Origin of the sequence: Comamonas sp. CAH-2, assembly GCF_009668305.1 — a bacterium.
Lineage (GTDB): Bacteria > Pseudomonadota > Gammaproteobacteria > Burkholderiales > Burkholderiaceae_C > Comamonas > Comamonas aquatica.
The window spans coordinates 1-10,674 of the sequence record NZ_VSWF01000063.1; the positions used below are offsets into that span (position 1 = coordinate 1).

The 10,674-nt window shown below is 68.4% G+C and carries 9 protein-coding genes; 7 read left to right on the top strand and 2 right to left on the bottom strand.

What is annotated here, in order from left to right; all coding sequences use genetic code 11:
• The first annotated feature begins 42 nt into the window (after positions 1 to 42).
• From FYM52_RS18160 to FYM52_RS18170, 3 genes are all read left to right on the top strand, one after another.
• On the top strand, positions 43 to 1,407 hold the full coding sequence (locus tag FYM52_RS18160; protein WP_154165111.1) for an aspartate aminotransferase family protein: 1,365 nt from the start codon (positions 43 to 45) through the stop codon (positions 1,405 to 1,407).
• A 141-nt stretch (positions 1,408 to 1,548) separates the two neighbouring features.
• Positions 1,549 to 3,066 (top strand): CoA-acylating methylmalonate-semialdehyde dehydrogenase, encoded by a 1,518-nt coding sequence (locus FYM52_RS18165; RefSeq protein ID WP_154165105.1) that lies wholly within the window; start codon positions 1,549 to 1,551, stop codon positions 3,064 to 3,066.
• Positions 3,067 to 3,230: 164 nt separating this feature from the next.
• Positions 3,231 to 4,019 carry an IclR family transcriptional regulator gene (locus tag FYM52_RS18170; RefSeq protein ID WP_154165106.1) on the top strand — a complete coding sequence of 263 codons (789 nt, stop codon included), beginning with the start codon at positions 3,231 to 3,233 and terminating at the stop codon, positions 4,017 to 4,019.
• Between the two features lie 5 nt (positions 4,020 to 4,024).
• Here FYM52_RS18170 and FYM52_RS18175 read toward each other — a convergent pair whose 3' ends face one another.
• Together FYM52_RS18175 and FYM52_RS18180 are read right to left on the bottom strand one after the other, a co-directional pair.
• Positions 4,025 to 4,735 carry an aspartate/glutamate racemase family protein gene (locus tag FYM52_RS18175; protein ID WP_154165107.1) on the bottom strand — a complete coding sequence of 237 codons (711 nt, stop codon included), beginning with the start codon at positions 4,733 to 4,735 and terminating at the stop codon, positions 4,025 to 4,027.
• Between the two features lie 77 nt (positions 4,736 to 4,812).
• Positions 4,813 to 6,069 (bottom strand): Zn-dependent hydrolase, encoded by a 1,257-nt coding sequence (locus FYM52_RS18180; protein WP_154165108.1) that lies wholly within the window; start codon positions 6,067 to 6,069, stop codon positions 4,813 to 4,815.
• A gap of 167 nt (positions 6,070 to 6,236) precedes the next feature.
• Between FYM52_RS18180 and FYM52_RS18185 the strand changes: the two genes are divergently transcribed.
• The 4 genes from FYM52_RS18185 to FYM52_RS18200 form a co-directional block, all read left to right on the top strand.
• Positions 6,237 to 7,913, top strand: a complete 1,677-nt coding sequence (locus FYM52_RS18185) for an ABC transporter substrate-binding protein (protein WP_179954974.1) — start codon at positions 6,237 to 6,239, stop codon at positions 7,911 to 7,913.
• 99 nt (positions 7,914 to 8,012) lie between these two features.
• Positions 8,013 to 8,963 (top strand): ABC transporter permease, encoded by a 951-nt coding sequence (locus tag FYM52_RS18190; RefSeq protein ID WP_042417321.1) that lies wholly within the window; start codon positions 8,013 to 8,015, stop codon positions 8,961 to 8,963.
• 21 nt (positions 8,964 to 8,984) lie between these two features.
• Entirely contained in the window at positions 8,985 to 9,887 is a 903-nt protein-coding gene (locus FYM52_RS18195; RefSeq protein ID WP_154165109.1) for an ABC transporter permease, read from the top strand.
• A 3-nt stretch (positions 9,888 to 9,890) separates the two neighbouring features.
• A partial coding sequence (locus tag FYM52_RS18200; RefSeq protein WP_154165110.1) for a dipeptide/oligopeptide/nickel ABC transporter ATP-binding protein occupies positions 9,891 to 10,674 on the top strand: 784 nt, incomplete at its 3' end.

The following is a 10,674-nucleotide window of genomic DNA, read 5'->3' on the forward strand; positions in this document are numbered from 1 at the left end:
GCCATGGGCCTGCTCACCAGCATCCTCAACCCCAAGGTGGCGATGTTCTACCCATCTGCCCCATCTGCCCCATCTGCCACAACCGCCACCCGCCAGGACGCCGCCTGGCTGGAGGCGCACTGGATGCCCTTCACCGGCAACCGCAACTTCAAGGCCCAGCCGCGCATGATCGTCGGCGCCCAGGGCGCCTACCTGCACGACAGCGCCGGCCGCAAGATTTTTGATGGCCTGTCGGGCCTGTGGTGTACAGGCCTGGGCCATGGCCGCCAGGAGATCGCCCAGGCCGTGGGCCAGGCCGCCTTGCAACTGGACTATGCGCCCGCCTTCCAGTTCGGCCACCCGGCCTCGTTCGCCCTGGCCAACAAGCTGGTGGAGCTGACGCCCGCCGGCCTGGACCACGTGTTCTTCACCGGCTCAGGCTCCGAGGCCGCCGACACCTCGCTGAAGATGGCCCGCGCCTACTGGCGCACCCTGGGCCAGGCCGGCAAGACCCGCCTGATCGGCCGCGAGAAGGGCTACCACGGCGTGAACTACGGCGGCATCTCGGTCGGCGGTCTGGCCGGCAACCGCAAGCTGTTCGGCCAGGGGATTGAAGCCGACCACCTGCCCCACACCCAGCCCCCGGCCGGCTCGTTCTGCCGGGGCATGCCCGACCTCGACGGCCGCGCGCTGGCCGACCGTCTGCTGGACGTGATTGCCCTGCACGACGCCAGTACCATCGCCGCCGTGATCGTCGAGCCGTTCTCCGGCTCGGCCGGCGTGGTGATTCCGCCGGCCGGCTATCTGCAGCGCCTGCGCGAGATCTGCACCCAGCACCACATCCTGCTGATTTTTGACGAGGTCATCACCGGCTTTGGCCGCTGCGGCGGCTGGACGGGCTCGGAGGTCTTTGGCGTCACGCCCGACATCCTGAACTTCGCCAAGCAGGTCACCAACGGCGCCCAGCCCCTGGGCGGCTGCGTGGTGCGCAAGGAGATCTACGACACCTTCATGGCCGCTGGTGGCCCCGAGTACATGCTGGAGTTTGCCCACGGCTACACCTACTCGGCCCACCCCGTGGCCTGCGCCGCCGGCCTGGCCGCGCTGGACCTGCTGGAGCGCGAGGACGCGCCGGGCCGCGTGCGCGCCCTGGCCCCGCATTTCGAGCAGGCCGTGCACAGCCTGCGCGGCTGCCAGCACGTGGCCGACATCCGCAACTTCGGCCTGGCCGCCGGCTTCAGCATCGCCCCACTGCCGGGTGAGCCCGCCAAGCGCCCCTACGAGATCGCCATGGCGATGTGGGACAAGGGCTTTTACGTGCGCTACGGCGCCGACACCATCCAGCTGGCACCACCCTTCATCAGCACGCCCGCGGAAATCGACAGCCTGGTCAACGCCCTGGGCGAGACGCTGAACACCACCGCGTAAACCCGCAGGCTGGGCCCTGCGCCACTGTCCCGTAGGCGCTGGCCCGCAGCCGGCGCGCTGCGGATACTGGCCCACTCCCCTGAAACCATAGCTGCTGACGCACCATCCATCTGCGCTGCAGCCTTTTTGGAGCACCACCCCATGCACAAGGATTCCTCCATCACCTTGACCATCGGCCACCTGATCGACGGCCAGATCGTGGCCGACACCAAGCGCACGCAGCCGGTGTTCAACCCCGCCACGGGCCAATCGACCACCAGCGTGGCCCTGGCCAGCCAGGCCACCGTCGAGGCTGCCATCGCCTCGGCCGAGGCGGCCTTCCCCGCCTGGCGCGCCACGCCGCCGCTCAAGCGCGCGCGCGTGATGTCCAGGTTCAAGCAGCTGCTCGAAGAGCACGCCGACAAGATCGCCGCGATGATCACCGCCGAGCACGGCAAGGTGCTGGCCGATGCCCATGGCGAGCTGCAGCGCGGCATCGAGAACGTGGAATACGCGAGCTACGCGCCCGAGCTGCTCAAGGGCGAGCACAGCCGCAACGTGGGCCCCGGCATCGACAGCTGGAGCGAATTCCAGGCCCTGGGGGTCACCGCCGGCATCACGCCCTTCAACTTCCCCGCCATGGTGCCGCTGTGGATGTGGCCCATGGCCGTGGCCTGTGGCAACACCTTTGTGCTCAAGCCCTCGGAGCGCGATCCCTCGTCCACCCTGTTCATCGCCCAGCTCGCGCTGGAGGCCGGCCTGCCGCCCGGCGTGCTCAACGTGGTCAACGGCGACAAGACCGCTGTGGACACGCTGCTGCGCGACGCGCGCGTCAAGGCGGTGAGCTTTGTCGGCTCCACGCCGATCGCCGAATACATCTACGCCGAAGGCTGCAAGCACGGCAAGCGCGTGCAGGCCCTGGGCGGCGCCAAGAACCACGCCGTGCTGATGCCCGACGCCGATGTGGACAACGCCGTCAGCGCGCTCATGGGCGCGGCCTACGGCTCATGCGGCGAGCGCTGCATGGCCATCCCACTGCTGGTGGCCGTGGGCGATGCCGTGGGCGACGCGGTGATCGCCGGGCTGAAGGCCGAGATCGCCAAGATGAAGGTCGGCCCCGGCACGGACAACGGCAACGACATGGGCCCGCTGGTGACCCAGCCGCACTTCGAAAAAGTGAAGGCCTATGTGGACAGCGGCGTGGCCGAAGGCGCCACGCTGGTGGTCGATGGCCGCGGCGTGAAGGTGGAAGGCCATGAAGACGGCTACTTCCTGGGCGCCTGCCTGTTCGACCACGTCCAGCCCGGCATGAAGATCTACCAGGAAGAGATCTTCGGCCCCGTGCTGGGTGTGGTGCGCGTCAAGACGCTGCAGGAAGCCATGCAGCTCATCAACGACCACGAATACGGCAACGGCACCTGCATCTTCACACGCGACGGCGAAGCCGCACGCTACTTCACCGACCACATCCAGGTCGGCATGGTGGGCGTGAACGTGCCGCTGCCCGTGCCCGTGGCCTACCACTCGTTCGGCGGCTGGAAGCGCAGCCTGTTCGGTGACCTGCACGCCTACGGCCCCGATGCGGTGCGCTTCTACACCAAGCGCAAGACCATCACCCAGCGCTGGCCCTCGGCCGGTGTGCGCGAAGGCGCGGTGTTCAGCTTCCCCAGCAGCCGCTGACAAAACAGGAGCGGTTGGCGTTGGGGAAACAAGGACTTCAGGCATCAATCAACTTGAAGTTCTTGCAAAACCAGCGCTGACCGCTCCTTTTTTAAATAGCACGGGCGCGGCCGATCTGGTTTGTTTCTTGCTGGTGCCTGGGTCACTCCACCCTGCGTGCGACCATGTTGCCACCCGAACCCACTGCCACACCGGATGCCTTGTTCAACCAGTCGCTGGCCAAGGGCCTGCAGGTGCTGTGCGCCTTCCAGGCCGGCCACCGCAGCCTCACCCTGGGGGACATCGCCGCACGCACCGGCATGACCAAGGCTTCGGCCCAGCGCTCGGTCCACACCCTGCAGCGGCTGGGCTACATCGGCAAGCACCCCAGCACCCAACGCTTTGGCCTGCTGCCGCGCGTGGTGGAGCTGGGCTTCAACTACCTCGAAGCCCACCCACTGATTGCCGCGGCCCACAGCTACCTGGCCCAGCTGGCGCGCGACAGCGGCGAGACCGCCACGCTGACCGAGCCCAATGGCGACCACATGGTGTACCTGGCCCAGGTGCTGACCACCCAGCACATCCCCGTGCTGACGCCCGTGGGCACCCAGGTGCCGATGTACGCCAGCAGCTGCGGCCGCGCCTACCTGAGCCAATGGCCCGACGCGCAGGCGCAGCCCTGGCTGGAGCGCATGCCCCGTCCCGCGCGCACCCGCGCCACCCTGACCCAGGTGCCGGACATCCTGGCCCGCCTGCAGCGCTGCCGCGACACGGGCTATGCCACCAACTGCGAAGAGCTGTTCCTGGGCGACATGGGCATCGCCGCCCCGGTGCTGAACCTGCGCGGCCAGGTGGTGGGCGCCGTCCACGTCGCCCCGCCCACCAGCCGCTGGCGCATGGACGACGCCCAGGCCCGGCTGGCCCCGCTGGTGGTGGAGTGCGCACGCGCCATTTCGCGGCTGGCGCCGCTGTAGGCGGATCAGACCACGGCCGCGCGTGCCGTGCTGGCCAGCGTGTGCTGCAGGCACTGCTGGGCGGCTTCCACACAATCCCACACCGGCAGGCCGGTGATGGCGCGCACGCGCTCGCCCATGCCCGCCAGGCCGGCACCGCCCAGCAGCACGGCCTGCGCGCCCGTGCCCTGCAGGCTCTCGGCGCTGGCCTGGGCCAGTGCCTGGGCCGTGCGGTCCGGCGACTGCATCATCTGCAGGCCGGTGGCCGCCAGGGTGCGCACCTGCACGATCTGCAGCGCGGCGCCGGGACCGTCATGGCCGGCCGCGCGGCTCCAGCGCTCCAGCATGGGCTGCCATTTCTCGCCGCCAGTGACGACGGCCACACGCTGCCAGCCCTGGCGCGCCATGGCCTGCACCGCGGCCTGCGCCAGCCCCAGCACCGGGATACCCGCCACCTCGTCCAGGGCCGGCAGGCCCGGGTCCCCGAAACAGCCCACCAGCACGGCGTGGTAGCCGCCTGGCGGCGCCAGCGGCTGGGCACGCTCCCAGGCATCCAGCACCGCGTGGCCGGCCACGCAATAGCTGTATTCGTCGGCGATGTACGCCGCCCCGAACTGGGCCGTGGCGCCGTGCAGCTGCACCTCGGGCAGGCCCGGCGACAGCTGGGACAGCAGGCGCTCGGTCACGCTGCGCGAGGTGTTCGGGTTGATGATGAGGACGTGGTGGGTGGCCGGCATGTCAGCTCCTGGGGGTGCACCTGCCAGGCAGGTGCCGGCCGGGCATGCAAGCCCGGTGCCAGGGGGACAGCGCGGCTTCACGCCACGCCGGCCCGCGCCAGCATGGCGTGCAGCAGCACGTTGCAGCCGGCGGCTAGGTGTGCGGGCTGGGCATCCTCGATCTCGTTGTGGCTGATGCCGTCCTTGCAGGGCACGAAGATCATGGCCGTCGGCGCCACCTGGTTGACGTAGACTGCGTCGTGCCCGGCCCCGCTGACCACCTCCATGTGGGCATAGCCCAGCTGCGTGGCGGCCTGGCGCACGCTGGCCACGCAGTCGGCGTCGAACACGCAGGGCTCGAACTTCACCACCTGCGCCATCTCCACCGTGCACTGGCACTGTGCGGCCAGCGCCGCAAACTGCTGGCGCATGGCGGCGTCCATGCGGTCCAGCCCGGCTTGCGACAGGTTGCGGAAATCTACCGTGAACTTGACCTGCCCCGGGATCACGTTGCGCGAATTGGGCAGCACCTGCACATGGCCCACGGTGCCACGGCCGTGCGGGGCCTCGTCCAGGGCGATGCGGTTCACCGCCTCCACCATGCGCGCGGCCGCCAGCAGGGCGTCGTGGCGCAGTTCCATGGGTGTGGGGCCGGCATGGGCGTCCATGCCGGTCACGGTCACGTCGTACCACTGCTGGCCCAGGGCGCCGCTGACAATGCCAATGGGCTTGTCATAGGCCTCCAGTACCGGGCCTTGCTCGATGTGGGCCTCGAAGTAGGCGGCAAAGGCACCGCCAGGCACCGCGCCGCAGGCCACATCGCCCAGGTAGCCAATGCGCTGCAAGGCCTCGCCCACGCTGATGCCTGCGCCATCTTGTTGCAAGTGCATGTCTTTTGCACCAAAAACGCCTGCAAATGCACCAGAGCCCATCATCACCGGGGTGAAGCGCGTGCCCTCCTCGTTGGTCCAGAACGCCACCTCGATCGGTGCGCGGGTCTGGATGCCGTGGGCGTTCAAGGTGCGCACCACCTCCAGGCCGGCCATCACGCCATAGTTGCCATCGAACTTGCCGCCCGTGGGCTGGGTGTCGATGTGGCTGCCCGTGGCCAGGGCGCGGGCCTGTGGGTCGGTGCCCGCACGGCGGCCAAAGACATTGCCGACCTCGTCCACGCGCACACTCAGTCCGGCCTGCTGGAACCACTGCACCACCAGGTCGCGGCCCTGCTGGTCTTCGGGGGTCAGGGCGATGCGGCAGACACCGCCCTTGGGGGTGGCGCCGATGGCGGCCAGGTCCATCAGGGACTGCCACAGGCGTTGGTCATCGATGCGCAGCTGCGCGGCGGAGGGGTTCATGGGCAGGCTCCCGGCAAGAGACAAAGGAATGAGAGCCGCCTAAATCGCACAAAACATGCCAATTCACATCGAAAACGCAGCAACGCGTATCGATAAACGATATGCACGATATGGCACGGCGCTTGCATTGCGAGGCTTACCCCAACCCTCCGATGGAAAGGTCTCCCATGCGCAAGTCTTCTGCTTTCTCTGTTTCCCGCCCGGCACTCCACGGGCTGACGCTGGCTGTGGCCATGACCCTGGCCGGTGGTGCCAGCAGCGCCATGGCGCAGGACAAGGTGTTGCGCATCGCCATGACCGCTGGCGACATCCCCCGCACCTCGGGCCAGCCGGACCAGGGCTTTGAAGGCAACCGCTTCACCGGCATTCCGCTGTACGACGCACTGACCCACTGGGACCTGAGCAAGGCCGACAAGCCCAGCGAGCTGATCCCCGGCCTGGCCCTGTCCTGGGCGGTGAACGACAAGGACAAGACCAAGTGGGTGTTCAAGCTGCGCCCCGGCGTGAAGTTCCACGACGGCAGCGCCTTCAACGCCGATGCCGTGGTCTGGAACGTGGGCAAGGTGCTGGACAAGGAGGCCGAGCAGTACGACCCCGCCCAGGTGGGGGTGACCGCCTCGCGCATGCCCACGCTGCGCTCGGCCAAGAAGATCGACGACCTGACGGTGGAGCTGACCACCTCCGAGCCCGATGCCTTCCTGCCCATCAACCTGACCAACCTGTTCATGGCCTCGCCCGCGCACTGGGCCAAGAAGCTGGCGGCCGTGCCCGCCACGGTGAGCGGCAAGGCCGAACGCAGCAAGGCCGCGTGGACCGTGTTTGCCGCCGACCCGGCCGGCTCCGGCCCGTTCAAGGCCGCACGCTTTGTGGCGCGCGAGCGCTTTGAAATGGTGAAGAACAGCGCCTACTGGGACCCCAAGCGCACCCCCACCATCGACCGCGTGGTGCTGCTGCCCCTGCCCGAGGCCAACTCGCGCACCGCCGCGCTGATGAGCGGCCAGGTGGACTGGATCGAAGCCCCCGCGCCCGACGCGCTGGACGCCCTCAAGGGCCGCGGTTTCAAGGTCTATTCCAACCTGCAGCCCCACATCTGGCCCTGGCAGTTCTCCTTCGTCGAAGGTTCGCCCTGGCTGGACAAGCGCGTGCGCCACGCCGCCAACCTGTGCGTGGACCGCGCCAGCATGAAACAGCTGCTGGGCGGCATGATGGAGCCGGCCACCGGCATCTTCGAGCCCGGCCACCCCTGGCGCGGCACCCCCAGCTTCCAGATCAAGTACGACGTGGCCGCCGGCAAGGCCCTGATGGAGCAGGCCGGGCACACGGCCGCCAAGCCACTGAAGGTCAAGATCCAGACCTCGGCCTCCGGCTCGGGCCAGATGCAGCCGCTGCCGATGAACGAGTTCATCCAGGAAACCCTCAAGCAGTGCCACTTCGATGTGCAGTTCGATGTGGTCGAGTGGAACACCCTGTTCTCTGGCTGGCGCCTGGGCGCCAAGGACCCCGGCGCCAACAAGGCCAGCGCCACCAACGTGACGGCCGCCACCATGGACCCCTTCTTTGCCATGGTGCGCTTCGTCAGCACCAAGTCCTTCCCGCCGCTGTCCAACAACTGGGGCTTCTACAGCAACCCCAAGGTGGATGCCGTGGTGGACAAGGCACGCACCACCTTCGACGCCAAGGAACGTGACAAGGCCCTGGCCGAGCTGCACACCCTGGTCGTGGACGAGTCGCCCTTCCTGTTCGTGGCGCACGACGTGGGCCCGCGCGCCATGTCGGCCAAGGTGGGCAACGTGGTCCAGCCGCAAAGCTGGTTCATCGACATCGCCACCATGACCCTGAAGTAAGCCGCCGCCGGGCCGGGCCCCAGGTCCGGCCCGGTCCGCCCCGCGTTGCGCCCTGCGCACGGACGTGGACCTTCCTAACCCCCCACGACGCCACACCCCATGCTGAACTACCTGTTGCGACGCGTTCTCTACACCCTGCCCATCATGCTGGGCGTGGCCCTGCTGTGCTTTGCCCTGGTCCACATCGCGCCGGGCGATCCCCTGGTGTCCATCCTGCCGGCCGACGCCTCGGCCGAACTGCAGGCGCAGATGCGCGAGCTGTATGGCTTCAACCAGCCCCTGCCCGAGCAGTTCCTGCGCTGGGTCTGGCGCGCCCTGCAGGGCGACCTGGGCCAGTCCATCGCCACCAGCCGCCCCGTCGCCACGGAGGTGATGACCGCCGTGGTCAACACCCTGCGCCTGGCCGTGGTGGCCACGCTGATCGGCTTTGTGCTGGGCAGCCTGTTCGGCTTTGTGGCGGGCTACTTCCGCAACTCCGTGATGGACCGCCTGTGCTCCGTGCTGTCGGTGCTGGGCGTCAGCGTGCCCCACTACTGGCTGGGCATGGTGATGGTCATCATCTTCTCGTCCCAGCTGATGTGGCTGCCCGCCACGGGCGCAGGGCCTGGTGGCTCGGGCGACTGGGTCTGGGACTGGGAGCATGTGCAGTTCATGATCCTGCCGGCCATCACCATGTCGGTCATCCCCATGGGCATCATCGCGCGCACCGTGCGCGCGCTGGTGGCCGAGCTGCTGGACCAGGAGTTCATCGTCGGCCTCAAGGCCAAGGGCCTGACCCACCTGGGCATCTTCCGCCACGTGCTCAAGAACGCCGCGCCCACGGCCCTGGCCGTGATGGGCCTGCAACTGGGCTACCTGCTGGGCGGCTCCATCCTGATCGAGACCGTGTTCTCCTGGCCCGGCACCGGCTTCCTGCTTAACCAGGCCATCTTCCAGCGCGACCTGCCCCTGCTGCAGGGCTCCATCCTGGTGCTGGCCGTGTTCTTCGTGCTGCTCAACCTGCTGGTCGACGTGGTGCAGACCCTGCTTGACCCCCGCATTGCGCGCTGACCCTTGAAGGAGCCCCTCCCCATGTCCAGCCTGTCCCTCTCCCCCGATGCGGCCGCCGCGGTCCAGCCGCTGCCGGAGCACCGTTCGCGCGGCTACTGGGCCTCGGTGCTGCAGCGCCTGGCGCGCGACCCCGTGGCAATGGGCGCCGCCGCCTTGGTGGCCCTGCTGATCCTGATGGCCCTGCTGGCCCCCTGGCTGGCCCCGGCCGACCCGTATGCCACGTCCATCATCAAGCGCCTCAAGCCCATCGGCACGGAAGGCCTGCCCCTGGGCAGCGACGAGCTGGGGCGCGACCTGCTGTCGCGCCTGATGGTGGGCGCGCGGCTGTCGCTGTTCATGGGCATCACGCCCGTGCTGATGGCCTTTGTGATCGGCACCGGCATCGGCATCCTGGCCGGCTATGCCGGCGGGCGCACCAACACCGTGATCATGCGCACCATCGACGTGTTCTACGCCTTCCCCTCGGTGCTGCTGGCCATCGCCCTGTCGGGCGCCCTGGGCGCGGGCATCGTCAACTCCCTGGTGTCGCTGACCATCGTCTTCATCCCGCAGATCGCCCGCGTGGCCGAAAGCGTGACCGCCCAGGCGCGCAACCGCGACTATGTGGAAGCCGCGCGTGCCACCGGCGCCAGCGCCTTCACCATCGTGCGCGTGCACGTGCTGGGCAATGTGCTGGGGCCCATCTTTGTCTACGCCACCAGCCTGATCGCGGTGTCCATGATCCTGGCCTCGGGCCTGTCCTTCCTGGGCCTGGGCGTCAAGCCCCCCGAGCCGGAATGGGGCCTGATGCTCAACACCCTGCGCACCGCCATCTACACCCAGCCCTGGGTGGCCGCCCTGCCCGGCGTGATGATCTTCATCACCTCGATCTCGTTCAACCTGCTGTCGGACGGTCTGCGTTCGGCCATGGACAACAAGGGGTAAACCATGCGCTTGCACACCACCCTTCACGACGTGGGCGGCCCCGCCCAGCCGCTGCTCACCATCCGTGGGCTGACCAAGCACTTTCCGCTGAAGAACGGCGCCACCGTGCGCGCCGTCGATGGCGTGGACTTTGAGGTGCTCAAGGGCGAAACCCTGGGCGTGGTCGGCGAATCGGGCTGCGGCAAATCCACCACGGCCCGCCTGCTGATGCACCTGATGGACCCGACAGCGGGCGAGCTGATCTTCGACGGCCGCACCGTAGGCTCGCGCGACCTGCCACTCAAGGAATTCCGCCGCCAGGTGCAGATGGTGTTCCAGGACAGCTATGCCTCGCTGAACCCGCGCCTGACGATCGAGGACTCCATCGCCTTCGGTCCCCAGGTGCATGGCGTGTCCAAAAAGGAAGCCATCGCCCGCACCCACCACCTGATGGACCGCGTGGGCCTGGCCCCCAACCGCTTCGCCGAACGCTACCCGCACGAGCTGTCCGGCGGCCAGCGCCAGCGCATCAACATCGCCCGCGCCCTGGCCCTGCAGCCGCGCATGGTGATCCTGGACGAGGCCGTCTCCGCCCTGGACAAGTCGGTCGAGGCCCAGGTGCTGAACCTGCTGTCCGACCTCAAGCGCGAGTTCGGCCTGACCTATGTCTTCATCAGCCACGACCTGGGCGTGGTGCACTACATCAGCGACCGGGGATGGTCTGCAGCGGCTGGCCGCGTTCCATGGCGCCGTGCGAGCGGCTTTGCAGCAGGGCCATGGTGTAGGGGTGGCGCGGGTGGCGGATCAG

What these genes read in the sequence shown, in the direction of transcription:
- FYM52_RS18160 (WP_154165111.1), top strand. Translation starts at nt 43, where the DNA reads ATGTTCTACCCATCTGCCCCATCTGCCCCATCTGCCACAACCGCCACC.
- FYM52_RS18165 (WP_154165105.1), top strand. Translation starts at nt 1,549, where the DNA reads ATGCACAAGGATTCCTCCATCACCTTGACCATCGGCCACCTGATCGAC.
- FYM52_RS18180 (WP_154165108.1), bottom strand. Translation starts at nt 6,069, where the DNA reads ATGAACCCCTCCGCCGCGCAGCTGCGCATCGATGACCAACGCCTGTGG.
- FYM52_RS18170 (WP_154165106.1), top strand. Translation starts at nt 3,231, where the DNA reads ATGTTGCCACCCGAACCCACTGCCACACCGGATGCCTTGTTCAACCAG.
- FYM52_RS18175 (WP_154165107.1), bottom strand. Translation starts at nt 4,735, where the DNA reads ATGCCGGCCACCCACCACGTCCTCATCATCAACCCGAACACCTCGCGC.
- FYM52_RS18195 (WP_154165109.1), top strand. Translation starts at nt 8,985, where the DNA reads ATGTCCAGCCTGTCCCTCTCCCCCGATGCGGCCGCCGCGGTCCAGCCG.
- FYM52_RS18190 (WP_042417321.1), top strand. Translation starts at nt 8,013, where the DNA reads ATGCTGAACTACCTGTTGCGACGCGTTCTCTACACCCTGCCCATCATG.
- FYM52_RS18185 (WP_179954974.1), top strand. Translation starts at nt 6,237, where the DNA reads ATGCGCAAGTCTTCTGCTTTCTCTGTTTCCCGCCCGGCACTCCACGGG.